At 73.3% G+C, this 22,820-nt stretch carries 22 protein-coding genes; 8 read left to right on the top strand and 14 right to left on the bottom strand.

Features of this window, described 5'->3' with window-relative positions:
• Window positions 1-3 precede the first annotated feature (3 nt).
• From IAG43_RS03665 to IAG43_RS03655, 3 genes are read right to left on the bottom strand one after another with little or no spacing between them, the layout of a single operon-like run.
• A complete protein-coding gene (locus IAG43_RS03665; protein WP_187739314.1) occupies window positions 4-690 on the bottom strand; it encodes an N-acetylmannosamine-6-phosphate 2-epimerase in 687 nt (228 codons plus the stop codon).
• Window positions 687-1,817, bottom strand: coding sequence for an ROK family protein (locus IAG43_RS03660; protein WP_187739313.1), 1,131 nt, complete (start codon window positions 1,815-1,817; stop codon window positions 687-689). The genes IAG43_RS03665 and IAG43_RS03660 overlap by 4 nt, the downstream gene beginning before the upstream one ends.
• Complete coding sequence (locus tag IAG43_RS03655; RefSeq protein ID WP_187739312.1) at window positions 1,814-2,773, bottom strand: dihydrodipicolinate synthase family protein; 960 nt, start codon at window positions 2,771-2,773, stop codon at window positions 1,814-1,816. The genes IAG43_RS03660 and IAG43_RS03655 overlap by 4 nt, the downstream gene beginning before the upstream one ends.
• A gap of 156 nt (window positions 2,774-2,929) precedes the next feature.
• Between IAG43_RS03655 and IAG43_RS03650 the strand changes: the two genes are divergently transcribed.
• Window positions 2,930-3,622: a FadR/GntR family transcriptional regulator gene (locus tag IAG43_RS03650; protein ID WP_187739311.1), complete on the top strand. Its 693-nt coding sequence runs from the start codon at window positions 2,930-2,932 to the stop codon at window positions 3,620-3,622.
• 75 nt (window positions 3,623-3,697) lie between these two features.
• On the opposite strand, the gene IAG43_RS03645 is transcribed toward IAG43_RS03650, so the two are convergent.
• The 3 genes from IAG43_RS03645 to IAG43_RS03635 all read right to left on the bottom strand — a co-directional run bounded on the left by IAG43_RS03645 (window position 3,698) and on the right by IAG43_RS03635 (window position 7,100).
• Window positions 3,698-5,164, bottom strand: a complete 1,467-nt coding sequence (locus tag IAG43_RS03645) for an exo-alpha-sialidase (RefSeq protein ID WP_187739310.1) — start codon at window positions 5,162-5,164, stop codon at window positions 3,698-3,700.
• Window positions 5,165-5,276: 112 nt separating this feature from the next.
• Entirely contained in the window at window positions 5,277-6,239 is a 963-nt protein-coding gene (locus IAG43_RS03640; RefSeq protein ID WP_187739309.1) for an acetylxylan esterase, read from the bottom strand.
• 138 nt (window positions 6,240-6,377) lie between these two features.
• A complete protein-coding gene (locus IAG43_RS03635; protein WP_187739308.1) occupies window positions 6,378-7,100 on the bottom strand; it encodes a FadR/GntR family transcriptional regulator in 723 nt (240 codons plus the stop codon).
• Between the two features lie 177 nt (window positions 7,101-7,277).
• On the opposite strand from IAG43_RS03635, the gene IAG43_RS03630 reads away from it, so the two are divergent.
• The 5 genes from IAG43_RS03630 (at window position 7,278) to IAG43_RS03610 (ending at window position 13,708) form a co-directional block, all read left to right on the top strand.
• Complete coding sequence (locus IAG43_RS03630; protein ID WP_187739307.1) at window positions 7,278-8,873, top strand: ABC transporter substrate-binding protein; 1,596 nt, start codon at window positions 7,278-7,280, stop codon at window positions 8,871-8,873.
• A gap of 185 nt (window positions 8,874-9,058) precedes the next feature.
• Window positions 9,059-10,009, top strand: a complete 951-nt coding sequence (locus IAG43_RS03625) for an ABC transporter permease (RefSeq protein ID WP_187739306.1) — start codon at window positions 9,059-9,061, stop codon at window positions 10,007-10,009.
• Between the two features lies 1 nt (window position 10,010).
• A complete protein-coding gene (locus IAG43_RS34340) occupies window positions 10,011-12,116 on the top strand; it encodes a dipeptide/oligopeptide/nickel ABC transporter permease/ATP-binding protein (protein ID WP_187739305.1) in 2,106 nt (701 codons plus the stop codon).
• Window positions 12,113-13,090 carry an oligopeptide/dipeptide ABC transporter ATP-binding protein gene (locus IAG43_RS03615; RefSeq protein ID WP_187739304.1) on the top strand — a complete coding sequence of 326 codons (978 nt, stop codon included), beginning with the start codon at window positions 12,113-12,115 and terminating at the stop codon, window positions 13,088-13,090. The genes IAG43_RS34340 and IAG43_RS03615 overlap by 4 nt, the downstream gene beginning before the upstream one ends.
• Window positions 13,091-13,273: 183 nt before the next feature.
• Complete coding sequence (locus IAG43_RS03610; protein ID WP_187739303.1) at window positions 13,274-13,708, top strand: SSI family serine proteinase inhibitor; 435 nt, start codon at window positions 13,274-13,276, stop codon at window positions 13,706-13,708.
• Between the two features lie 49 nt (window positions 13,709-13,757).
• Here IAG43_RS03610 and IAG43_RS03605 read toward each other — a convergent pair whose 3' ends face one another.
• From IAG43_RS03605 to IAG43_RS03585, 5 genes are all read right to left on the bottom strand, one after another.
• Window positions 13,758-13,916: a hypothetical protein gene (locus IAG43_RS03605; protein WP_187739302.1), complete on the bottom strand. Its 159-nt coding sequence runs from the start codon at window positions 13,914-13,916 to the stop codon at window positions 13,758-13,760.
• 127 nt (window positions 13,917-14,043) lie between these two features.
• Window positions 14,044-14,997, bottom strand: a complete 954-nt coding sequence (locus IAG43_RS03600) for a cytochrome c oxidase assembly protein (RefSeq protein WP_187739301.1) — start codon at window positions 14,995-14,997, stop codon at window positions 14,044-14,046.
• Window positions 14,998-15,103: 106 nt separating this feature from the next.
• On the bottom strand, window positions 15,104-16,129 hold the full coding sequence (locus tag IAG43_RS03595) for a 6-phosphofructokinase (protein ID WP_187739300.1): 1,026 nt from the start codon (window positions 16,127-16,129) through the stop codon (window positions 15,104-15,106).
• 287 nt (window positions 16,130-16,416) lie between these two features.
• Window positions 16,417-17,145, bottom strand: coding sequence for a type 1 glutamine amidotransferase (locus IAG43_RS03590; protein WP_187739299.1), 729 nt, complete (start codon window positions 17,143-17,145; stop codon window positions 16,417-16,419).
• Between the two features lie 29 nt (window positions 17,146-17,174).
• On the bottom strand, window positions 17,175-18,410 hold the full coding sequence (locus IAG43_RS03585) for a MurT ligase domain-containing protein (protein WP_187739298.1): 1,236 nt from the start codon (window positions 18,408-18,410) through the stop codon (window positions 17,175-17,177).
• Between the two features lie 115 nt (window positions 18,411-18,525).
• On the opposite strand from IAG43_RS03585, the gene def reads away from it, so the two are divergent.
• Window positions 18,526-19,095 (top strand): peptide deformylase, encoded by a 570-nt coding sequence (gene def / locus IAG43_RS03580; RefSeq protein ID WP_187739297.1) that lies wholly within the window; start codon window positions 18,526-18,528, stop codon window positions 19,093-19,095.
• Window positions 19,096-19,196: 101 nt separating this feature from the next.
• Here the strand turns inward: def and IAG43_RS03575 are convergent, their stop codons facing one another.
• Window positions 19,197-19,835, bottom strand: a complete 639-nt coding sequence (locus IAG43_RS03575; RefSeq protein WP_187739296.1) for a TetR/AcrR family transcriptional regulator — start codon at window positions 19,833-19,835, stop codon at window positions 19,197-19,199.
• A gap of 162 nt (window positions 19,836-19,997) precedes the next feature.
• On the opposite strand from IAG43_RS03575, the gene IAG43_RS03570 reads away from it, so the two are divergent.
• Window positions 19,998-21,224, top strand: coding sequence for an acyl-CoA dehydrogenase family protein (locus tag IAG43_RS03570; protein ID WP_187739295.1), 1,227 nt, complete (start codon window positions 19,998-20,000; stop codon window positions 21,222-21,224).
• 98 nt (window positions 21,225-21,322) lie between these two features.
• Here IAG43_RS03570 and IAG43_RS03565 read toward each other — a convergent pair whose 3' ends face one another.
• Together IAG43_RS03565 and IAG43_RS03560 are read right to left on the bottom strand one after the other, a co-directional pair.
• Entirely contained in the window at window positions 21,323-21,808 is a 486-nt protein-coding gene (locus IAG43_RS03565) for a glutathione peroxidase (protein WP_187739294.1), read from the bottom strand.
• Between the two features lie 129 nt (window positions 21,809-21,937).
• A complete protein-coding gene (locus IAG43_RS03560; RefSeq protein WP_187739293.1) occupies window positions 21,938-22,807 on the bottom strand; it encodes an acyl-CoA thioesterase in 870 nt (289 codons plus the stop codon).
• Window positions 22,808-22,820 lie beyond the last annotated feature (13 nt).

Raw genomic sequence — 22,820 nt, 5'->3', positions numbered from 1 at the left:
ACGTTACGGCGTGACCAGGGCCCTGCTGAAGGCCCTGGTCAGCGCCGTGGGAGCGGTGATGGCGGTGCCCACGACCACGCTGTGGGCGCCCCGGGCGAGGGCCGCGGCGGCGTCGGCCGGGGTGGCGATGCGGCCCTCGGCGACGACGGGGACGCCGATCGCGGCGGCCAGGCGTTCGACGAGGCCGAGGTCGGGGCCGTCCTGGGCGGGGGAGCCGGGCACGTAGCCGGACAGGGTGGTGGAGACCAGGTCGGCGCCCTCCCGGGCCGCCCGCACTCCTTCCTCGAGGGTGGAGACGTCGGCCATGACGAGGGCCCCCGCCTCGTGCACGGCCCGCACCAGGTCGGCGAAGACGCTGCCGTCGGGGCGGGGGCGGTCGGTGGCGTCGGCCGCCACCACTGCCGCGCCGGCCCCGGCGACGGCGAGGGCGTGGCGGACGGTCGGCGTGATGTAGACGCCGGTGTCGCCGTCCTTCCACAGGCCGACGACCGGCAGCGGCGTGGCCGCGGCGACGGCCGCGACGACCTCCGGCGCGTTGGCGCGGACGGCGGCCGCGCCGCCCGCCTCGGCGGCGAGGGCCAGGCGCACCAGGGTCCCGGTGTGGCGCATCGGGTCGCCTTCGGGTGCCTGGCAGGACACGATCAGACGGCCCGCGACGGCGTCGTTGAACCGGTGGGACGGCGAGGTCATCGGAGTGCTCCGGGGTGGTGGAGGGGCAGGGTGCGGGGCAGCGCGGCGGCGCCGGTCACGGCCGCGTCGTGGCCGAAGGCCGGCGGTGCGGGGCGCAGCCCGAGCAGCGGCGGCATCAGTTCCGCGGCGAACGCCGCGTCCAGGGCGTCCCGGTAGAGGGGGCCGATGCCGGGGACCCCGCCGCCGACCACGACCCGGTCGGGGCCGATGGCGTTGGCGAGGCCGCCGAGCACCCGGCCCGCCGCGGCCGCGCCCGTGGTGATCGCGCGGACGGCGTGGGCGTCGCCTCCGGCGGCGAGCGCGGCGACGGACTCCAGGCGCTCGGCCCGGCGTCCGGACAGCCGCTCGTACAGCGCGGTGACGGCCGGGCCGGAGGCGATGACCTCCAGGTGGCCCGTCCCGCCGCAGGTGCAGGGCAGGTCCCCGGCCTCGGGGCTCGGCAGGTGTCCGAGATGTCCGGCGATGCCGGCCGCGCCGTGGAGCATCCGCCCGCCCGCGGCGACGGCGCCCCCGACCCCGGTCCCGATCGCCGCGAACAGCAGCGACGCGCCGGGGCCCATCGAGGCCAGCTCGGGTCCGGCCGCGGCCCGCACGTCGTTGTCGCACGCCACCGGCAGGCCGGTCCGGTTCGCGAGCCCCGGTCCGAGGGCCGTGCCGGCCCACCCCGTGAGCGAGTCCGTGGCGCTGGTCACCGTGCCGGTCCACGGGTCGATGACACCGGCGGACGCGACGCCCACCGCGACGGGCTTCGCGCCGGCGGAGACCGCGCGGGCCGCGTCGGCGAGGGCGTCGAGCACGGCGTCGGCGCCGGAACGTGCCGGTGTCGGCCGGGTGAGGCGTGCGGCGATCCGCCCGTCCGCGGCGACCAGCGCGGCGGCGATCTTGGTCCCGCCGAGGTCGAGGGCGACGACGGGGCCCGCCGGGAGTCCGCCGCCCGGCGCCGCGCCTGCGGGGTGCCCGCGGTCGGTGACGGTGGCCGACGGGTGTCCGCGGCCGGTGACGGTGCCTGCGGGGCCGTGGGCTGCTGCCGGGCCCGGGACGGCTGCCGGGAGTCCGGGGCCGGTGACCGCCCCCGCCGGGAGTCCGCCGCCCGGCGCGGCGCCCGGCGGGTGTCCGCGGCCGGTCATCGGACCGGGGTGAGACCGGCGGCGCGCAGGCGCTGCGAGACCACGGCGATCGCCTCCGCGCCCAGCTGGATCTGCGGCATGCCGGTCGTACCGTGCTCGACGACGCCGAGCAGGCGCAGGGCGTGCTTGAAGGCGCCGATGGCGGAGGCGTTGCGGCTCATCTCGTCGGCGGGGCCCGCGTCGACCAGGCCGAACAGCTCGACCAGGCGCTCCTGTTCCGCGGTCGCCGCCTTCCAGTCGCCGGCCACGGCGGCGTCGTAGAGGCGGACGTACCCCGCCGGGTCCACGTTGCCGAGTCCGGGGACCACGCCGTCGGCGCCCGCCAGCAGCGCCGCGTCCACGGTCAGCTCCGACCCGGTGAGCACGGAGAACCCGGGGGCCGGTCCCGACGCGCGGCCCGCCGCGCCGCCGAGCGCCACGATCAGCCGGCGCAGCCCGCCCTCGTCGCCGCTGCTGTCCTTCAGGCCGGCGAGCGTGCCGTCCACGGCCAGCTCCCGCACGAGCGCGCCGGAGAGCTTGGAGTGCACCGAGACCGGCAGGTCGTAGGCGAAGAGCGGCAGCCCGCCCTCGGCGCGGACGGTCCGGAAGTGGCGGGCGATCTCCTTCTCGTGGGTGCGGGTGTAGAAGGGGGCGGTCGCCACCACCGCGTCGGCGCCGATCGAGCGGGCGGTGCGGGTGTGCTCCAGGACGCGGGGGGTGGTGGTGTCGATGACGCCGGCGAGGACCGGGACCCTGCCGTCGGCCGCGTTCACCACGACCTCCAGCGCCGTGGCGCGCTGTTCGTCGGTGAGGTAGACGACCTCGCTGCTCGAACCGAGGGCGAAGAGTCCGTGCACGCCGCCGTCGAGGAGATGGCGCACCAGAGCCGTCAGGGAGGCGGTGTCCACCTCGCCGGCCGGGGTCAGGGGGGTGCAGACGGGCGGGACGACACCGCGGAGGGGTGCGGTCAGTGCCATGGGACGTATCTCCAGTGGATCCGGGTATGGACGCCATACCTGAGGTGAGACGTAAGATGTCCTACGTCGGCTGTCACTGTAGGCCGACACCCGCGTCCGCGGTCAAGGGGGCGTGGCGCATCGGTACCCGACCCCGTCGGCGAGAGGAGCCCGTCAGTGGCGCGCAGCACGGTGACCGAGGACGTCCAGGCCCGGATCAGGGCCCTGATCGTCGACCGCCGCCTCGGGCCGGGCAGCCCCCTGCCCACCGAATCGGAGCTGATGGAGCTGTTCGACGTCAGCCGGGTGACGGTGCGCGAGGCGCTGAAGGCCCTCCAGGCGCTGCACGTCGTGGAGATCCGGCGGGGATCGGGCACCTTCGTCGGCTCGCTCTCGCTCGCGCCGTTCGTCGGCGGACTGGCCTTCCGCGCCGCCGTCCGGCACTCGAACGGCGAGCCCGGGCTCTACGAACTGATGCGGGTGCGCGAGGCGCTGGAGACCGGGCTGATCGACAGCGTGGTCGCCTGCGCCCCGCAGGAGGACCTGGACGTGCTCCGCGCCATCGTCGACACCATGGACCGGGAGGCGAAGACGGGCGGCATCGACCGCGGCACGGACCGGGCCTTCCATCTCGCGCTCTACCGCTCGCTGGAGAACCACCTGCTGAGCGAAGTGCTCGACGCCTTCTGGGCCGCCATGGAGCAGGTCCGCGGCGACCTCGGCGACGGCCACGCCGACCCGGGGGAGACCTGCGCCCACCACCGCGAGATCGTCGAGGCGATCGCGGCCCGGGACGGCGCCCGGGCGGTCCTCGCCATGAGCACCCACTTCGACGACCTGCGCGCCCGGCTGGCCCCGTCCGGCCGCTGACACCCGCGGGCACGGGCGCGGCCCGGCCGGGACGTCGTGTCCACCGGCCGGGCCGCGGTCCCGGGGCCGCCGTGCCTACGGGGCGGTGACCGTCAGGCCGCCCTCGCCGTAGGAGCGCTGCCAGCCGCGCACCAGGTAGGTCGCCGTTGTCGCGACCTTGCCCGCTGCGGCGTTCGCCGGCACGGTCACCGGGATCCTCATGTTGGCGCCCTGCCCCGGGTTGAGTGCGGGCACCGTCACCTGCGGCGCGCTCCACCCCGCCGGCAGGTTCAGCGACACCGATCCGGACGGCAGCAGCACGTCGTTCTGGCTCACCACGCGCACCGTCACCTCCGTCGTCGTGCCCGGCTTCAGCCCCGCGGGCGGGGTCACCGTGACGGGCGCGCACACGCCACCGAGCCACTGGAGGTCGAACGACGAGTAGGTGATGTGCCGGTAGTCGTCCCGCTCCCACAGCAGCCCGACGCGCGGGTTGGCGGGGGTCCCGTCGGTGAGGGGCGTCAGGGTCGAGTACGCCGAGGAGCCGGCGGCGACCGTCTTGCGCACCGGCCAGTTGGCGCCGTTGTCGCAGGAGAGCCGCACCGTCAGGTTGCTGCGGCTGTTCGTGGTGGCGGTGTTGGAGAACATCAGCCACTTCGCCCGCGGGTGGGTCGCCGCGACGCCCGGGGCGAAGCGCGTCACGGAGCCGTTGTTCGCCGGGTCGGGGAGCTCGGTGTCCTGCTGGAACGGGGTGTACGTGACGCCGCCGTCGGAGGAGTAGGCCACCGTGCGGTACGGCGCCGAGCGGTTGTTGAGCATGATCCGGCCGTCGGACAGCTCGACGGTCTTGTTCTCGTCGCCGCCCGGACCCACCGGGGTGCCCATCCGCCAGGTCGCCCCGTGGTCGTCGCTGTAGGCGCTCACCGCGTAGTTGGCGCCGTTGTTCCGGATCGCGTACTGCTGGATGAGCCGGCCCTTGTAGGTGCCGTGCCGGAGCTGGATGCCCTCGCCCGATGCGGCGAACATACCGGCCCAGGCGGGGTTCTTGATCTCCGCGGTGATGCGCTCGTGCTTCCAGGTGAGGCCGTCGTCGTCCGAGTAGCTGTAGTCGGCCTGGAGGACGTTCGGATCGGACTCGTCGTTGCCTGTCGCCGACCCGAAGAACCCCTGGTTGACGGAGGCGGCGTAGAAGACGAAGACCCGCCCCGTCTCCCGGTCGACGAGCAGGCTCGGGTCGCCGAAGCCCTTGGGCGCCGCCTCCTTGCGGATCACCTGCTGCTCCTGCCAGGTGACGCCGTCGTCGGTGCTGCGGCGCACCACGACGGAGAGGTTGCCGGGCAGGTCGCCGAGGGTGGGGCGGGCGTCGTAGGCGGCCAGCAGGGTGCCCGCGCCGGTCTTGGTGAGGGCCGGGATGCGGTAGTACGGCGAGCCCGCGCCCTGGGTGGCGAGGTCCTGGGAGTACAGCTGACCTGCGGCGGGCTGCGCGGCGCCGTGGGCGACGCCGGTCGTGCTCAGGGCCACCATCGTGGCGGACAACAGGGCCAGACACACTCTGCGCTGCATGGGCAAGTCCTCTTTCCGGGGGTAGGGGAGGGGAACGGCATGCGGGTGGTCGGGGGAGAGCCGGGGTGCGCGGGGCGACGGCGGGAGCCCGCGGCCCGGCGGAAGGGGTGGCTCAGGAGGCCAGGAGGGAGCGCAGCCAGTCGAGTTGCACCCGCTGGTGGTGGGCTCCGCCGCCCTCGTGGCCGTTGTACTCGTAGACGCGTACGTCCTTGGGGCCGCCGTAGCGGTGGTAGGCGGCGAAGCACGTGGACGGCGGGCAGATGTCGTCCATCATGGCGATCGAGAAGAGCGAGGGGGCGGTGGCGCGCGGGGCGAGCACGGCGGCGTCCACGTAGGAGAGGGTGTCCAGCAGGGCTCCCGCGTCGTCCCGGTGGAGGCGCAGGTACTCCGCCACCTCGGTGTAGGGCGGCCGGGCCGCGATCACGGAGCCGCGGCGGATGTCGCAGAGGAACGGGACGTCGGGCATGGCGCCCGCGAGCCCCGGGACGAGGGCGGCGACGGCGAGGGCCAGCCCGCCGCCCTGGCTGATCCCGGTGACGACGACCCGCCCCGGGTCGACGGCGGGGTGGGCCCGGGCGGCGTCGACGGCGCGGACGGCGTCCGTGATCAGCCGCACGTAGTAGTGCTCCGCGGGCCCGCCGGCGCCGCGGGTCAGGAAGCCGGGGACGGAGCCGCCCACCGCTCCCGCGTCCGGTGTGTCGCCCGGCGCGGCCGACCAGCCCTGGCCCCGGGTGTCCATGAGCAGATGGGCGTACCCGGCGGCGGACCACAGCAACTGCTCGTGCGCGAGGCCGCGTCCCCGGCCGTAGCCGAGGAACTCGACGACGCAGCCGAGCGGTTGCCGGGCACCGGCCGGCAGCCGCAGCCAGCCGCGCACAGGATCTCCGCCGTGACCGGCGAAGGTGACGTCATAGGTCGTCACCTGCGGCAGCCCGGTGTCCACGAGCCGGAAATCGGGCTCCGCCGGGGGGCTCGCCGCCAGGGTCTTCGCCCAGAAGGCGTCGAGGTCCGCTGGTTCCGGCAGGGCAGGGCTCAGGGCCAGGCATTCGGCGAGAGACAGGTCCGTCAACGGCATGGAGGTGCCCCCGGGGCGACGAGGAAGTCATGTCATGAGACGACAGACGTCAGATGTCCTGTCGCTGCACGGGACCCTAGAGACCGCCCGCGGCGGCCGTCAAGGGTGCCCGCGCCGTCTTCGGCCCGGTCGCGCGGTTCAGGCGGGGCGGGAACGCGCCTCCGTCAGGCGCCGCCTGACGGGGGCGTAGTGCTCACGGAGCGCGGCGGTGAAGGCGGCCGTGTCGCCGGCCCTCGCCGCCTCGGCGATGCGCCGGTGCGCCTCGACGGTCGCGGCCTCGTCGGCGTGGGTGAAGCCGTCGAGATGGGGTGCGACGATCGTGTAGACGTCCCAGAACGCGACGGAGAGCTGCCCGATGAGCGCGTTGCCCAGGGGCGCGACCAGCAGGGCGTGGAAGGCCCGGTCGCTCTCGACGAAGCCCTTGCCGTCGCCGGCGCCGATCTCCCCCATCCGCCGGACCGCCGCGTCGAGGCCGTCGAGCTGCTCGGCGGTCAGTGAGCCGACGATGCTCTCGGCCATGCCGCACTCGAAGAGCTCGCGCAGGTCGACGAGGTCGGAGAGGACCTGGAAGTCGTCGTCCGGGCTGAGCAGTCCGCGGAAGGTCAGGCTCTCGACCAGCGCGGAGAGGCTCAGCCGTCCCACGTAGGTGCCGTGGCCGTGGCGCACCTCCACGATGTCCAGGGCGTTGAGGATCTTGACCGCCTCGCGGACGCTGGAGCGGCTGGCGCCGAGGGCCTCGCAGAGGGCGGGCTCGGTGGGCAGCGGGTCTCCCGGGCGCAGCTTGTTCTCCAGGATGTACCGCTTGATGCCGTCGACGACCTCCTGCCGCAGCAGCTGCCGTCCCGGGCGCGATCCCGACATGACTGGACTCCCCACCTCTTGACCCCTCTCGCTTGTCAAGCTACGTTCCAACGCTATCAAGGCATCGGACATCTGACGTCTGATGATGCGGTCGGATGTGACCGCCGGGCACGGACGCCGACCTGCCCGATCCTGCACCAGCCTCTCCCGATACTCACCACCCAGCCTGGAGGACCCGTGTCCGACCGGAGACCAGCCGGCGTCGAGCGCCGCACCTTTCTGCGATACACCAGTGCCATCGGTGTGGCGACGGCGATCACCGCGGGCCTGTCGGCCTGCGGCGGACCGGCCTCGACCGGTGGCGGCGGCGCCGCATCGGGCGGTTCGTCCGGCACCATCGAAGCGGGCCTCTCCTACGCCCTCTCCACGGGCTTCGACCCGATGATCACCTCGGGCGCCACCCCCTACGCCGCCAACATGCACATCTTCGAGGGCCTCGTCGACCTCGACCCGGCCACCCTGGTCGCCCGCCCCGCGCTGGCCACCGCGATGCCGCAGAAGATCAACGCCACCACCTACCGCGCCACCCTGCGCAAGGGCGCCACCTTCCACGACGGTTCGCCGGTCACCGCGGAGGACGTCGTCTTCAGCTTCGAGCGCGTCCTCGACCCGGAGAACGCCTCGCTGATGGCCCAGTTCGTGCCGTTCGTCGACAAGGTCACCGCGGTCGACGCGAGCACGGTCGAGTTCAAGCTCACCTACCCCTTCGCGCTCTTCCCCTCGCGCATATCCGTCGTCCGCATCGTCCCGAAGAAGATCGCCGGCGCCGACGCGAAGGCCTTCGACGCCAAGCCGGTCGGCTCCGGCCCCTGGCGCTTCGTCGAGGCCACCCGCGAGGACAAGATCGTCTTCGAGGCCTTCGACGCCTACAACGGACCCCGCCCCGCCAAGGCGAAGAAGATGGTCTGGCGCCTGATGTCCGACCCCTCCGCCCGCGTCAGCGCCATGCAGTCCGGCCGCGTCCAGGCCATCGAGGACGTGCCCTACATCGACATCAAGGGCTTCACCGGGGACAAGAAGGTCGAGTCCGTCCAGTCCTTCGGACTGCTCTTCCTGATGTTCAACTGCAAGGACGAGCGTTTCGCCGACAAGCGCGTCCGCCAGGCCCTGCACTACGCGCTCGACACCGAGAAGATCATCGAGACCGCGCTGGTGGGCAACGCCGAGGCCGCCACCGGCTACTTCCCCCGCACCCACCCGGACTACCACCAGGCCGCCACGGCCTACACCCACGACGTCGCCAAGGCCAAGGCGCTGCTCGCCGAGGCCGGTGTCGGCAAGCTCTCGTTCACCGTCCTCACCACGGACACCGGCTGGGTCAAGGACATCGCCCCGCTGCTCCAGGAGAGCTGGGCGGCCGCGGGCATCGACGTCAAGCTGAACATCGCCCAGTCACCCGCCCAGTACGCCAAGGTGGACGCCGGCGACTTCGAGGTCCTCGTCGCCCCCGGCGACCCGTCCGTCTTCGGCAACGACGCCGACCTGCTGATGCGCTGGTTCTACTACGGCTTCTGGGCCGAGAAGCGCTACGCCTGGAGCGCATCCGACGGGTACAAGCAGGTCAAGTCGCTGCTCGACAGGGCCGCGGGCACCGCCGACGAGGCCGGCCGCAAGGAGATCTGGGCGCAGGCCGGCGACCTGCTCGCCGACGAGGCCCCCCTCTACCCGATCCTGCACCGCAAGCTGCCCACGGCGTGGGACGGTTCGGCGCTCACGGGCTTCAAGCCCCTGCCGACGACCGGCCTGTCCTTCGTCGACGTCGGCCGCGCCTGACCGGGCGCGGTCCGGCCGTGCCCGGACCGCGCCCTCACCGGTCCCGCACGACCGCGTCCGCCCCCGGACCGGCCCCCTCCCGACGAGGCGGGCCCCCGGCCCCGGCCCGCCCCGCCCCGCCCGGACGGGCGTGCGCTTCCCCGCGCGGGGGCCGGCCGGACCCCTCGACTCCTAGGAACCCGACGATGGTTGCTTTCCTCCGGCTCGCGCTGCGCCGTATCGCGATGATGCCGGTGATGATCCTCGGCATCGCGCTGCTGGTCTTCGTGGTGCTCCAGTTCTCGCCGGTGGACCCGGCCTACAACGCGCTCGGCGAGAGCGCGACCCCCGAGGCGCGTGCCGCCTTCGCCGCTGAGCACGGGCTCGACGACCCGCTGCCCCTGCGCTACGTCGACTTCATCGGCCAACTCCTGCGCGGCGACCTCGGCGTCACCGTGCCGCCCAGCCAGCCCGTCGCCGACCGCATCGCGGCCGCCTTCCCGCTGACGCTCCAGCTGACCCTGATGGGCCTCGCCCTCGCCGTGGTCCTGGCCGTGGTCCTCGGCGTCACCGGCGCCGTGTACCGCGACCGCTGGCCGGACCAGGTGTTCCGCGTGCTGTCGATGGCCGGTGTGGCGATCCCGTCCTTCTGGCTCGGAGTGCTGCTCATCCAGCAGTTCGCGCTCAACACCCCGCTCTTCCCGACCGGCGGCTACGTGAACCCGGCCGAGTCCCTCACCGGCTTCCTGAAGACCATGACCCTGCCGGCCGTGTCCCTCGCCGTCCCCGTGGCCGCGTCCCTCGCCCGCCTCGTACGCACCTCGATGGTGGCCGAACTCGACCGGGACTACGTCCGGACCGCCCGCGGCAACGGCCTGCCGCCCTCCCTGGTGATCCGCTCCGTGCTGCGCAACGCCCTGGTCACCCCGCTGACCGTACTCGGCATCAAGGTCGGCTACATGCTCAGCGGCGCCGTCGTCATCGAGGCCATCTTCGACCTGCCCGGCATGGGCAAGCTGATCCTCGAAGGCGTCACCGGCGGGGACGTCGCCCTGGTCCAGGGCACGGTGCTCTTCATCGCCGTCGCGTTCCTCGTCGTCAACGTCATCGTCGACCTGCTCTACCTGCTGGTCAACCCGCGCATCAGGACGGTGTGAGATGTTCACTCCCGGCAGGCTCGCCAGCACCCTCTCCCGCCCCGGAACCGTCTTCCGGAAGCTGCCGCTCACCTCACGGGTCGCCGCCGCGATCCTGGCGGCGGTCGTCCTCGGCGCCGTGTTCGCCCCGCTCCTCACCCAGGACCCGCTCGCCACCGGCACCCCCGTCCAACCACCCGGCGCCGAGCACTGGTTCGGCACCGACCGGGCCGGCCGCGACGTCTTCGCCCGCGTGGTCCACGGCGCGCGCTACTCCCTCGTCATCGGCCTCGGCGCCACCGGCCTGGCCCTCCTCGTCGGCGCGGTGCTCGGCTCGATCGCCGCCACCTCGCGCAGGTTCGCCGACGAGTCGGTGATGAGGACCCTCGACGTCGTCATGTCGTTCCCGCCGATCGCGCTCGCCGCCGTCCTGGTCGCCGTGTTCGGCACCAGCGTCCCGGTCATCATCTTCACCATCGCCTTCGTCTACACACCGTCGCTCGCCCGCGTCGTCCGTGCCAACGTCATGGCCCAGTACGGCGAGGACTACGTGGCGGCCGAGAAGGTCGTCGGCGCCCGCCGCGCCCACATCGTCGTCCGCCACGTCGCCGTCAACTGCGCCGCGCCGGTCATGGTGTTCGCCACCGTGATGGTCGCGGACGCGATCATCTTCGAGGCGAGCCTGTCGTTCATCGGAGCGGGCGTCCAGGACCCCGACCCCAGCTGGGGCAGCGTGCTCGCCTACGGCCGGCAGATCCTGCTCGCCGGCGGCTGGTGGGCCACCTTCTTCCCCGGACTGTGCCTGCTCGTCACCGTGCTGGCGCTGAACATCCTCTCCGAGGGCATGACCGACGCGTCCGCGGCGCCCGACCGGGGCCCGGCGGCGGCGCCCGGCGCCGGCGCCCTCGCGGCCGCCCCCGCTGCGGCCGTCGTCCCCGCCCCCGCCGGGTCCGGCGCCCGGGAGGCCGCCGACTCCGCCGACTCCGCCGACTCCGCCGACTCCGCCGACTCCGCCGAGGCCGCCGGGTCCGCCGGCTCCGAGCAGCCCCCCGCCTCCAGCGCGACCCCCGGTCCGGACGGCATCGACGCCGCGCTCGCCGTCCTGGCCGGACGCGTCCACGCCACCGAGCCGCCGGTCCGCCCCCTCGCCCCCGGCGCCGCCGAACTCCTCACCGTCCGCGACCTCGCCATCCGCTTCCCCGACCGCTACGGCGACGTCCGCGTCGTCGACGGCATCTCCTTCACCGTCCACGAGGGCGAGACCCTGGGCCTGGTCGGCGAGTCGGGCTGCGGAAAGTCGATCACCAGTCTCGCCGTGATGGGCCTGCTCGCCCGCAACGCGGAGGTGAGCGGCGAGATCCTGTACCGCGGCAGGAACCTGCTCGACCTGCCGGAGCGGGAACGCCGGGCGCTGATGGGCCCCGAGATCGCCATGGTCTACCAGGACGCCATGTCCTCGCTGAACCCGTCCGTCCTCATCGGCACCCAGCTGAAGCAGCTGACCGCCCGCGGCGGCACCCGCACGCCCGCCGAACTCCTGGAACTGGTCGGCCTGTCGCCGCAGCGCACGCTCCGCAGCTACCCGCACGAACTCTCCGGCGGCCAGCGCCAGCGCGTCCTCATCGCCATGGCGCTCTCCCGCAGCCCCCGTCTGCTGATCGCCGACGAGCCGACCACCGCCCTCGACGTCACCGTCCAGGCGCAGGTCGTGGAACTGCTGGTGCGGCTGCGCGACGAACTCGGCTTCGCGATGGTGCTCGTCTCCCACGACCTCGCGCTCGTCGGCGACCTGGCCCACCGGGTGGCCGTCATGTACGCGGGCCAGGTCGCCGAGGTCGGCGCCACCCGGTCCCTGCTCACCGGCCCCGCCCACCACTACAGCCGGGGTCTGCTCGGCTCCGTCGTCTCGCTGGAGGCCGGCGCGGCGCGACTGCACCAGATCCGCGGCGTCGTCCCGGCTCCCCGGAACTTCGGCGACGGCTGCCGGTTCGCCTCGCGGTGCGCCGCGGCCACCGGCCTCTGCCGGGAGACCGCCCCCGTGCTCGCCGCGCACGACGGCACGGACGACCACGGCTTCGCCTGCCACCACCCGGCGCAGGCGGCCCTGATGGAAAGGAGCGCCCTGTGATCACGCTCGACCACGTCCACGTCCGCCACAAGGCCCGCAGCGGCGGCCTGTTCCGCCGGGACAGCGTCCACGCCCTCACCGACGCCTCCCTGGAGGTCCGCAAGGGCGAGATCGTCGGCCTGGTCGGCGAGTCGGGCTGCGGCAAGTCCACGCTCGCCCGGGTGCTCACCGGTCTCCAGCGGCCCACCGAGGGCAGCGTCCGCTTCCGCGGCCGCGACCTGTGGGACATGCCGGGCGCCGAACGCCGCCGCGACTTCGGCTCCTCGGTCGGCGTCGTCTTCCAGGACCCGTCCACCGCCCTCAACCCCCGCCTCACCGTCCGCCGCATCCTGCGCGACCCGCTCGACGTGCACGGGCGCGGCACCGGGCGGGAGCGGGAGGCACGGGTCGAGGAACTGCTCGACCTGGTCGGGCTGCCCGACCACACCCTCGGCGCCCTGCCGGGCGGTCTCTCCGGCGGCCAGCGCCAGCGCGTCGCCATCGCCCGTGCCCTCGCCCTCGAACCGGAGCTGATCGTCGCCGACGAGCCCACCAGCGCCCTCGACGTGTCCGTCCGGGCGCAGGTGCTCAACCTCCTGGTCGACCTCAGGGAGCGGCTCGGCCTCGGCATGGTCTTCATCTCGCACGACATCCAGACCGTGCGCCATCTCGCCGACCGGCTCGCCGTCCTCTACCTGGGGCGCGTCGTGGAGGAGGGCCCGGCGGACCGGGTGGCGGACAGCCCCCGGCACCCGTACACCGAGGCGCTGCTGTCGGCGACGCCGAGCCTGCTCCACGCGTCGGAGCGCATCGTGCTCCACGGCCCCGTCCCGTCGGCGACCGAGCCGCCCGCCGGGTGCCCGTTCCGCACCCGCTGCTGGAAGGCCGACGACGCCTGCGGCACGGCCTTTCCCGCGGCGACGGCGGGGGAGGAGGAGCACCGCTGGCACTGCGTCCACCCGCAGCCGGTCCGGCGGGCGGCCGCGGGCGTCTGAGCCGCGGGGGAGGGAGACGGGCGGCCGTACGGGCCATCCCGCGCACCCGTCCGCACCACCGCCCGGCGCGGCGTGTTGCGCCGCGCCGGGCGGTGGCGGTTCCTTGTCCGCCGGGCCCCGCCCACGGATCAGATCCGCCCCCTCGTCCCGGCCGTGAGCCGGCTTCCCTGCCAGGAGCACCGGATGCACCGCACCGCAGCCCTCGCCGCAGTGGCACTCCTCGCCGTCGCCGCCGCCGTCCCGGCGGCCGCGGCGTCGCCCGCACCGGACACCGCCGCCGCATCCGCCGTCTCCGCGGCCGACAAGCCGGCCCCGCCCCGGGGCCTGTTCCTGACGGTGTCCGGTGCGGAGAACTCCTGGATCCGCGGGGTCCTGCTGCACTGCAGCCCGCAGCCCAGCGGCCCGCACCCGGACGCCGCCGGCGCCTGCGGGGCCCTCGACGAGGCCCGTGGCGACCTGGACCGGCTGCCGGGCGACCCGCATCCGTGCACGAAGCAGTACGACCCGGTGACGGTGAGTGCCACCGGCGCGTGGCGCGGCAGGCCGACCGCCTGGCACAAGACCTTCGCCAACGCCTGCGAGCTGTCGACGGCCACCGGCGCGCTGTTCCGCTTCTGACCGCGCGCCGCGTTTGTGGTCCCGCCGCGGGCGGGCGGGACCGCCGCGCTCACGTGCGGCGCGAGGACACCACGCCGATCGTCGCCAGGCCGAGCACGACCCAGCCGAACCACAGCCATCCGTTGCTGCCGAGTGCCGCGGTGTAGGCCGTCACGAGCACCAGGGCCCCGACGGTCAGCACTCCCATCGTCTTCGTGGAACTGGACATCTGCGCCCTCCTCCGACGGCGGGAACCGTCGGAACCATGGTCGCCCCCCGAAGGTCCCCGGCGCTACTCCCCGGAGGTCCCCGGCGCTGCTCCCCGGGCGTCCCCGGCGCTTCCCGGGCCGCCGGCGTCAGCGGCCGCCGCGCGCCTGGAGCGAGGCGAGGTACGCGTTGTACGCCTCCAGCTCCTTGTCCCCGTCCCGGTCGGCGGCGCGGTCGCGGCGCTTGGCGACCCGCTGCTCGGAGCGGTACCACTGGAAGACGAGCGCGATGAGCACCAGCACCGAGGGGATCTCGCTGAACGCCCAGGCGATGCCGCCGGCCGCGTTCTGGTCGGAGAGGGCGTCGATGCCCAGCGACGCGGGCGGGTTCGCGTAGGACTGCACCATCGGCTCGCTCGCCATCATCAGCGCGATGCCGAAGAAGGCGTGGAACGGCATGCCGGCGAAGAGCTCCAGCATCCGCATCACGTACCCGGGCCGGTGCGGTCCCGGGTCCACGCCCATGATCGGCCAGAAGAAGACCAGGCCGACGGCGAGGAAGTGGAGCATCATCGCGACGTGCCCCGGCTTCGAGCCCATCAGGAAGTCGAACAGCGGCGTGAAGTACAGCCCGTACAGGCTCGCGATGAAGAGCGGGATGGTGAACACGGGGTGCGTGACGACGCGCATGTAGCGGCTGTGCAGCAGCTTCAGGAGCAGCTCGCGCGGCCCGGTGCGGCCGCGGCCCGCGACCGGCAGAGCCCGCAGCGCGAGGGTGATCGGGGCGCCCAGCAGCAGCACGATCGGGGAGAGCATGCTGATCACCATGTGCTGGACCATGTGCACGCTGAACATGACCATGCCGTAGTCGTTCAGCCCGGTGCAGGTCACCAGCGCCACGCTCAGCACACCGGCGGTGAACAGCACGGTCCGGCTCACCGGCCAGGCGTCGCCGCGCCGGCGGAGCCGCACGACACCCCACGCGTACAGCCCGAGCGCCAGCAGGCAGCCGGCGAGGAAGTAGGGGTCGGGCGAGAAGGCCAGCCCCCGTCCCAGCGTGAACGGCGGCAGATCCATGGTCATGCCGTGCCCGCTGTGGTCCATCTGCGTACTCCCGGGGAACCCGATTCGTGCCTGTTGTCCGGACCAGACTAGATGTGCCCCCGGCCGCTCTCGCGGCCGGGGGCACATCGTCGGACGGCTGCCCGGGTCAGAGCACGCACTCCGCCTCGGCGTAGCGGTCGGCCGGGACCGTCTTCAGCGTCTGGGTGGCCTCGGCCAGCGGCACCATGGTGATGTCGGTGCCCCGCAGCGCGGTGAGCATGCCGAACTCGCCCCGGTGCACGGCCTCGACGGCGTGCCAGCCGAAGCGGGTCGCCAGCACCCGGTCGTAGGCGGTCGGCGTACCGCCGCGCTGCACATGGCCGAGGATGACCGGGCGGGCCTCCTTGCCGAGCCGGTGCTCCAGCTCGATGGACAGCTGCCGGGCCACGCCGGCGAAGCGCTCGTGGCCGTAGATGTCCTTGCCGCCCTCGTCCCACTGCATCGAGCCCTCACGGGGCTTGGCGCCCTCGGCGACGACCACGATGGCGAACTTCTTCCCCTTGGAGAAGCGCTCGCCGACCCGGGCGGTCAGTTCCTCTATGTCGAACGGCCGCTCCGGCACGACGATCGCGTGGGCGCCCGCGGCCATGCCCGAGTGCAGCGCGATCCAGCCGGTGTGACGGCCCATGACCTCGACGATCAGCACCCGCTGGTGGGACTCGGCGGTGGTCTTCAGGCGGTCGAGCGCCTCGGTGGCGACACCGACGGCCGTGTCGAAGCCGAAGGTGACGTCCGTCGACGCGATGTCGTTGTCGATCGTCTTCGGCACGCCGACGATGGGCAGGCCCGCGTCGGACAGCAGGGTCGCGGCCTTGAGGGTGCCCTCGCCGCCGATCGGGATGATCGCGTCGAGGCCGAGGTCGGCCACGTGCCCCCTGGCCCGCTCGACGCCGTCGACCAGGTGGGCGGGCTGCACCCGCGAGGATCCGAGGATCGTGCCGCCGCGCGCCAGGATGCCGGACACCGCGTCGAGGTCGAGCTTGCGGTAGTCGCACTCCAGGAGGCCCTTCCAGCCGTCGTGGAACCCGATGACCTCGTCGCCGTGGTCGACGACGGCACGGTGCACGACGGAACGGATGACGGCGTTCAGACCGGGGCAGTCGCCGCCGGAGGTGAGCACACCAATGCGCATAGCCCGGAAACCTTTACTACGTGGGCCGACTCCCGGACCACGTCGTCCGGTTGGATCCCTGTCACCCTACCGGCGCTCGGGGCCCGTTCCTAAACCGGCGTCCGCCTGGTGGGACCGGCGAAACGGCCCCTCGCTCAGGTGAGCGAGGGGCCGCGGATATGGGTGCTCGGCTGAGCGGGGAGGCCTCTCGTCTGGGCTCCGGAACAAGCCCCGGACGCACCTCGGACACCGCCCGTGGGCGGTGTCCGAGGAGGGTGCCGAGGCGGCCCGGGGGAGGGCCGGACGGGTCAGACCGGCTGGGTCGCCGAGGCGATCCGCTCCGCGCGCAGCGCCTCGTACCAGCGGTCGTCGGTCGGCGGCAGGGCGTTCACGTCGAGGGCCAGCTTCAGCAGCAGGTCCGCGATCTGCGGGTTGCGGGCCATCACGGGACCGTGCATGTACGTCCCGAACACCGTGTCGTTGTAGGCGCCTTCGGTGCCGTCGCCGGTCCCGTTGCCCCGCCCGATCACCGTCCGCGCGAACGGGCGCGCGGTCGGGCCGAGGTGGGTGATGCCCTGGTGGTTCTCGAAGCCGGTGAGCTGCGGCAGGCCGAACTGCGGGTCGATGTCCGCGAGCACGTCGCCCACGCAGCGCTCGCCCTCGCCGCGGGTGGAGATCACGTCGATCAGCCCGAGGCCCGGCTCCCGCTCGCCGAGGTCGTTGATGAACTCGTGGCCGAGGATCTGGTACCCGGCGCACACCGAGAAGATGATCGCGCCGTTCGACGCCGCACGGCTCAGCCCGCCGTCGCGGCGCAGCCGCTCCGCCGCGAGCCGCTGCGGCCGGTCCTCGCCGCCGCCGATCAGGTAGATGTCGCCGGAGGTCGGCACCGGCTGGTCGCTGCGCACGTCGATCCGCATCACGTCGAGCCCGCGCTGCCGCGCGCGGCGCTCCACGACGAGGGCGTTGCCCTGGTCGCCGTAGGTGCTGAGCAGGTCGGGGTAGACCCACACCAGACGGAGGCTGCTGTCACTCATTCCCATGGTCCTTTTCGTCCGTCCGCTGCTCAGTTGCCGACCCGGCGGCGCACGTCCTGGAAGGCGGTGTAGTTCGCGATGAGCTCGATCCGCCCGCCCGGCGCCGACTGGACGGCCTCGTCGACGCTCTCGCACACCCGGAAGTCGAGGCCCGCGACCTCCAGGCGGACCGCGAGGTCCAGCCTGCGGTCGCCGATCACGTAGATCGGGTGGCCGGCGAGACGGGTGTAGTCCACGTCCCACAGCCAGGAGGTGTCGGTGCCGTCCGCGCCCCGGGCGTTGACCGAGAGGATCACCGGCGTCGGGGGCGGGTCGATCAGCGAGAAGGTCTCCAGCCAGCCGGCCGGGTTCTTGGCGAGCAGCAGGCGTACGTCGCGGCCGAGGAACGAGACCACGTCGTACCGGCCGGCCACCGCCTGCACCTGGTACATCCGCTCCAGCGCGACCTGCGGCGGCACGCCGAAGCAGGCGGCGACGGCGGCCGAGGTGGCGGCGTTGGCCCGGTTGGCGCGGCCGGGGAGCTGGAGGTGGATCGGCCAGGCGCTGCCGTGCGGGTCGATGACGTGGTCCCCGCTGAGCACCCAGCTCGGCGCGGGGCGGCGGAAGCCGCACTCGCCGCAGAACCAGTCGTCCCCGGGGCGCTGCATCACACCGCCGCAGGACGGGCAGGACCAGGCGTCGTCCTTCCACTCCTGCCCGGCGGCCACCCACACGACGTTGGGCGACGAGGAGGCGGCCCAGACCACCAGCGGGTCGTCGGCGTTGGCGATGACGGTCGCCTTCGAGCCGGCGAGCCCCTCGCGCCACTTCTCGGCCAGCATCCGGGTCTCGGCCGCGCGGTCGAGCTGGTCGCGGGAGAGGTTGAGCAGCGCGATGGCCTTCGGGGTCACGTCGCGCGCGACTCCGGCGAGGTACTTCTCGTCGACCTCGATGACGCCGAACCGGGACTCCGAGCCGCCGGCCAGCGCCGAGGTGATGCCCGCGGGCATGTTGGCGCCCAGGGCGTTGGAGACGACCGGGCCGGCCGCGCGCAGCGCCTCGGCGATCAGCCGGGTGGTGGTCGTCTTGCCGTTGGTCGCCGACACGAGGACCACGTCCAGGTGCTGCGCCAGCCGCCCCAGCAGGTCGGGGTCGAGCTTCAGCGCGACCCGGCCGCCGATCACCGATCCGCTGCCGCGTCCGGCGGCACGGGACACCGCGGCCGCGGCCTTGCCCGCCGTCACGGCCAGCTTGGCTCGCGGCGTCAGCTCCGAGTTGCCTGACATCGTCCTTGATCCTCCTTGCATCGGTCCGCACTCAGCCTATCGATGTCTTCTCCGGCCGCCGTACCGCGGCACCGTCCCGGAAGGCGGAGGTCACCCGGACCGTAGGCTGTGCGCCATGCGAAACCGGCCGATCCCCGGCAGTTCCGGACTGGTCAGGCCCATGAGCCTGCTCGCCGATCCCGTGCTGCACGCCCCCTGCGGGCCCGTCACCGAGTTCGGCGCGGAGCTGTCGCGCCTCGTGGAGGACATGTTCGCCACGATGTACGCGGCCCAGGGGGTCGGGCTCGCGGCGAACCAGGTGGGCGTGGGGCTGCGGGTGTTCGTGTACGACTGCCCGGACGACGAGGAGGTCCGCCACGTCGGCCACGTCGTCAACCCGCGCCTCGTCGAGGCCGACGGGGTCGTGGTGCGCGGCACCGAGGGCTGCCTCTCCCTCCCGGGTCTCCAGGCGCCCACCGACCGGTACGACCGCGCGGTGGTGGAGGGCGTCCGCGGCGACGGCAGTCCCGTCAGGATCGAGGGCACCGGGTTCTTCGCCCGCTGCCTCCAGCACGAGTGCGACCATCTGGACGGGCTGGTGTACGCGGACCGGCTCTCCCCGTGGCGCCGTTCGCGTCTGGCCCGCGCGGCACGCAAGGCGTCCTGGTCCACGGCCGAGCGGGTGGAACGGCTCCGGGAGCGCTGACCGGCGGGTCGGGCGCTGCCCGGCGGGGCGGGCGTGGACCGGGAGACGGTGCGCGTCGCGGGGCCGTGGCGTGTCGGCGGGCCCAGGGGTGTGCCGGAGGGTCAGAAGCCGGGGCCGCCCAGCCGGTCGGGCGCGTCGAAGAGGCGCCCGCAGAGCAGATCGGTCAGGTTCTCCACCAGCTCGGCCCTCGGGCAGGGGCGTTCGCCGAGCCACCAGTCGCCCGCCGCGTGCATCATGCCGACGATCCCGTGGCCCCACATCCGGGCCACCATGTCGCCGGAGGGGCCGAGGTCCACGCGGTCGGCGATGACCTTGCCGAGCTCCTCGCCCAGGCGGCGCAGCAGGGGAGCGGAGTGGAGGCCGACGTCGAAGCCCTGCTCCGAGGCGTTCGGGGGGCCCTCGGCCGGGTGCATCAGGAAGCGGTAGACCTGCGGCCTGGCCTCGATCGCCGCGAGGTAGGTGTCGAGCGTGCCGGCGACCCGTTCGCGGCGGTCGGCCGGGGCGTCGACGGCCACCTTCAGGGCCCGCAGCAGCGCGTCGGTGTGGCGCTTGGCGAGCGCGCGGTACAGTCCGCCCTTGTCGCCGAAGTGGCGGTAGAGGATCGGCTTGGTGATGCCCGCCTCGGCGGCGATCGCGTTCATGGACGCCTGCGGTCCGTCGCGGAGCACGACCCGGTCCGCAGCTTCGAGCAGCTCCCGGCGCCGGTCGTCCGCCGACCGCTGCTGCTGCGTGGTCTCCATGTCCGTCTCTCCCCGCCCTTGCGAATGCGTGACGCGCAAGGTAACACCCACCTGCGGCGACCGGTCGTCCGGCCGCCTCGGTTGACAGGTGCTACTCATCGGTAACAGACTCCTCGTTACCGCAAGTAACGCGCTGGTCGGCGCCATAGTGCTGGAGGGGACATGGCCGAGTTCACGCTCGATCTCAACGAGGACCAGAAGCAGGTCCGCGATTGGCTGAACGGCTTCGCCAAGGACGTCATGCGCCCCGCCGCCGCCGAGTGGGACGAGCGCGAGGAGACGCCCTGGCCGGTGATCCAGGAGGCGGCGAAGCTCGGCATCTACTCGCTGGACTTCTACGCCCAGCAGTTCTTCGACCCCACCGGACTCGGCATCCCGATGGTGATGGAGGAGCTCTTCTGGGGCGACGCCGGCATCGGCCTGTCGATCGTCGGCACCGGCCTCGCGGCCGTCGGCGTCATCGCCAACGGCACCGACGAGCAGGTCGGCACCTGGATCCCGCAGATGTACGGCGACGCCGACGACGTCAAGGTCGCCGCCTTCTGCTCCTCCGAGCCCGACGCGGGCAGCGACGTCGCGGCCATGCGCACCCGCGCGGTCTACGACGAGGCGAAGGACGAGTGGGTGATCAACGGCACCAAGACCTGGGCGACCAACGGCGGCATCGCCAACGTCCACGTCGTCGTCGCCTGCGTCGACCCGGAGCTCGGCTCGAAGGGGCACGCCTCCTTCATCGTGCCGCCCGCCACCCCCGGACTCTCCCAGGGGCAGAAGTTCAAGAAGCACGGCATCCGCGCCTCGCACACCGCAGAGGTCGTCCTGGAGAACGTCCGGGTGCCCGGCCACTGCCTCCTCGGCGGCAAGGAGAAGCTCGACGAGCGCCTCGCCCGCGCCCGGGAGCGCGCCAGGTCCGGCGGCGAGCGGGTCAAGAACGCCGCCATGGCCACCTTCGAGGCCTCCCGCCCCGCCGTCGGCGCCATGGCCGTCGGCACGGCCCGCGCCGCCTACGAGGAGGCCCTGGAGTACGCGAAGACCCGCGAGCAGTTCGGCCGCCCGATCATCGACAACCAGGGCGTCGCCTTCCAGCTCGCCGACATGCGCACCCAGATCGACGCGGCCCGGCTGCTGGTCTGGCGCGCCTCCTGGATGGCCACCGCCGGCAAGCCGTTCACCTCGGCCGAGGGCTCCATGTCCAAGCTCTTCGCCAGCGAGACGGCCAAGAAGGTCACCGCGCAGGCCATCCAGATCCTCGGCGGCAACGGCTACACCCGGGAGTACCCGGTCGAGCGGATGCACCGCGACGCGGCGATCTACACGATCTTCGAGGGCACGAGCGAGATCCAGCGCCTGGTCATCGCCCGCACCCTGGCGGGCATGCCCATCCGCTGACCCGCGCACCGCACGCACCGGGCGCCGCACGCACCGCCCACCGCACGCACCGGGCGCCGGACCCCCCGGGGGGTCCGGCGCCCGGTGCGTGCGTGCGCTCAGGCGGCCAGCAGCGCCTCGACCGCGGAGACGACCTCCGGGGCCTCCGGCTCGGTGCGCGGACGGAACCGCGTCACCTCGCCCTGCGGCGAGATCAGGAACTTCTCGAAGTTCCACTGCACGTCACCAGCCTCGCCTCCGGCGTCCGCCGTCCGCGTCAGCTCCGCGTACAGCGGGTGCCGGTCCGCGCCGTTCACGTCGGTCTTCTCCAGCAGCGGGAACGTCACCCCGTACGTCGCCGAGCAGAACTCCGCGATCTCCTCCGAGGTGCCGGGCTCCTGGCCCATGAACTGGTTGCAGGGCACGCCGACCACGGTGAACCCCTTGTCGCCGTAGGTCTTCTGGAGCCGCTCCAGGCCCTCGTACTGCGGCGTCAGACCGCAGCGGGAGGCCACGTTGACCACCAGGACCGCCTTGCCCCGGTGCTCGGCGAGCGTCGTGGGCGTGCCGTCCAGCGTGCGCAGGGGGATGTCGAACAGGGACATGCGGAACTCCTCGGTCGTCGTGCCGGATGATCGTCGAATGGGATGACCGTCCGGCTGGGTGATCGTCGTGCGGTGTGATCGTTTTTCGCGGGTGTGCGGAGAGCGCCGGGGCTCCGGGTGCGGCGGCCGTCAGGGAAGCCTGCGGAACAGTCCCTCCTGGACCACCGACACCAGCAGCCTGCCCTCCCGGTCGTAGATGCGGCCCCGGGCCAGGCCCCGCCCGCCGGTCGCGATCGGCGACTCCTGGTCGTACAGGAACCACTCGTCGGCCCGGAACGGCCGGTGGAACCACATCGCGTGGTCCAGCGACGCCATGTCGAAACCGCGCGGACCCCACAGCGGCTCCACCGGGATGCGCACCGCGTCCAGCAGGGTCATGTCGCTCGCGTAGGTCAGCGCGCAGGTGTGCACCAGCGGGTCGTCGCCGAGCGGGGCCACGGCACGCATCCACACCGCACTGCGCGGCTCCGCGTCCTCGACCTCCTTGCGCGTCCACCGCAGCCGGTCCACGTAGCGGATGTCGAACGCCATCCGCCGCGCCATCCGGTCCAGCGACTCCGGAAGCGCGCCCAGGTGCTCCTTGATCTCCTGCGCCACCGGCGGCAGCCCGTCCGGACCGGGGAAGTCCAACCGCGGCGGGAGCTGGTGCTCGATGCTCTCCGGCTCGGGGAGGTGGAAGGACGCGGTCAGGTTGAAGATCGTGCGCCCGGCCTGCACGGCGGTGACCCGCCGGGTCGTGAACGACCGTCCGTCGCGCACCCGCTCGACCTGGTACACGATCGGCACCCCGGGAATCCCCGGGCGCAGGAAGTACGCGTGCAGCGAGTGCACCGGCCGCCCGCCGTCCGTGGTCCGCCCGGCCGCGACCAGGGCCTGTCCCGCGACCTGCCCGCCGAAGACGCGCTGGAGCGATTCGTCGGGACTGTGGCCCCGGAAGATGTTCACCTCGATCTGCTCCAGGTCGAGCAGATCCACCAGCCGTTCGGCCGGATTCGTCATGGCAGTCCTCTCA

It is taken from the genome of Streptomyces genisteinicus (assembly GCF_014489615.1).
Classification (GTDB): Bacteria; Actinomycetota; Actinomycetes; order Streptomycetales; family Streptomycetaceae; genus Streptomyces; species Streptomyces genisteinicus.
This window is presented reverse-complemented; position numbering and strand designations above follow the sequence as displayed.

Excerpts from the sequence above, each read along its gene's own strand:
- IAG43_RS03665 (WP_187739314.1), bottom strand. The coding sequence starts at position 690 with ATGACCTCGCCGTCCCACCGGTTCAACGACGCCGTCGCGGGCCGTCTG.
- IAG43_RS03660 (WP_187739313.1), bottom strand. The coding sequence starts at position 1,817 with ATGACCGGCCGCGGACACCCGCCGGGCGCCGCGCCGGGCGGCGGACTC.
- IAG43_RS03655 (WP_187739312.1), bottom strand. The coding sequence starts at position 2,773 with ATGGCACTGACCGCACCCCTCCGCGGTGTCGTCCCGCCCGTCTGCACC.
- IAG43_RS03645 (WP_187739310.1), bottom strand. The coding sequence starts at position 5,164 with ATGCAGCGCAGAGTGTGTCTGGCCCTGTTGTCCGCCACGATGGTGGCC.
- IAG43_RS03640 (WP_187739309.1), bottom strand. The coding sequence starts at position 6,239 with ATGCCGTTGACGGACCTGTCTCTCGCCGAATGCCTGGCCCTGAGCCCT.
- IAG43_RS03635 (WP_187739308.1), bottom strand. The coding sequence starts at position 7,100 with ATGTCGGGATCGCGCCCGGGACGGCAGCTGCTGCGGCAGGAGGTCGTC.
- IAG43_RS03625 (WP_187739306.1), top strand. The coding sequence starts at position 9,059 with ATGGTTGCTTTCCTCCGGCTCGCGCTGCGCCGTATCGCGATGATGCCG.
- IAG43_RS34340 (WP_187739305.1), top strand. The coding sequence starts at position 10,011 with ATGTTCACTCCCGGCAGGCTCGCCAGCACCCTCTCCCGCCCCGGAACC.
- IAG43_RS03610 (WP_187739303.1), top strand. The coding sequence starts at position 13,274 with ATGCACCGCACCGCAGCCCTCGCCGCAGTGGCACTCCTCGCCGTCGCC.
- IAG43_RS03605 (WP_187739302.1), bottom strand. The coding sequence starts at position 13,916 with ATGTCCAGTTCCACGAAGACGATGGGAGTGCTGACCGTCGGGGCCCTG.
- IAG43_RS03600 (WP_187739301.1), bottom strand. The coding sequence starts at position 14,997 with ATGGACCACAGCGGGCACGGCATGACCATGGATCTGCCGCCGTTCACG.
- IAG43_RS03595 (WP_187739300.1), bottom strand. The coding sequence starts at position 16,129 with ATGCGCATTGGTGTGCTCACCTCCGGCGGCGACTGCCCCGGTCTGAAC.
- IAG43_RS03590 (WP_187739299.1), bottom strand. The coding sequence starts at position 17,145 with ATGAGTGACAGCAGCCTCCGTCTGGTGTGGGTCTACCCCGACCTGCTC.
- IAG43_RS03585 (WP_187739298.1), bottom strand. The coding sequence starts at position 18,410 with ATGTCAGGCAACTCGGAGCTGACGCCGCGAGCCAAGCTGGCCGTGACG.
- def (WP_187739297.1), top strand. The coding sequence starts at position 18,526 with ATGCGAAACCGGCCGATCCCCGGCAGTTCCGGACTGGTCAGGCCCATG.
- IAG43_RS03575 (WP_187739296.1), bottom strand. The coding sequence starts at position 19,835 with ATGGAGACCACGCAGCAGCAGCGGTCGGCGGACGACCGGCGCCGGGAG.
- IAG43_RS03570 (WP_187739295.1), top strand. The coding sequence starts at position 19,998 with ATGGCCGAGTTCACGCTCGATCTCAACGAGGACCAGAAGCAGGTCCGC.
- IAG43_RS03565 (WP_187739294.1), bottom strand. The coding sequence starts at position 21,808 with ATGTCCCTGTTCGACATCCCCCTGCGCACGCTGGACGGCACGCCCACG.
- IAG43_RS03560 (WP_187739293.1), bottom strand. The coding sequence starts at position 22,807 with ATGACGAATCCGGCCGAACGGCTGGTGGATCTGCTCGACCTGGAGCAG.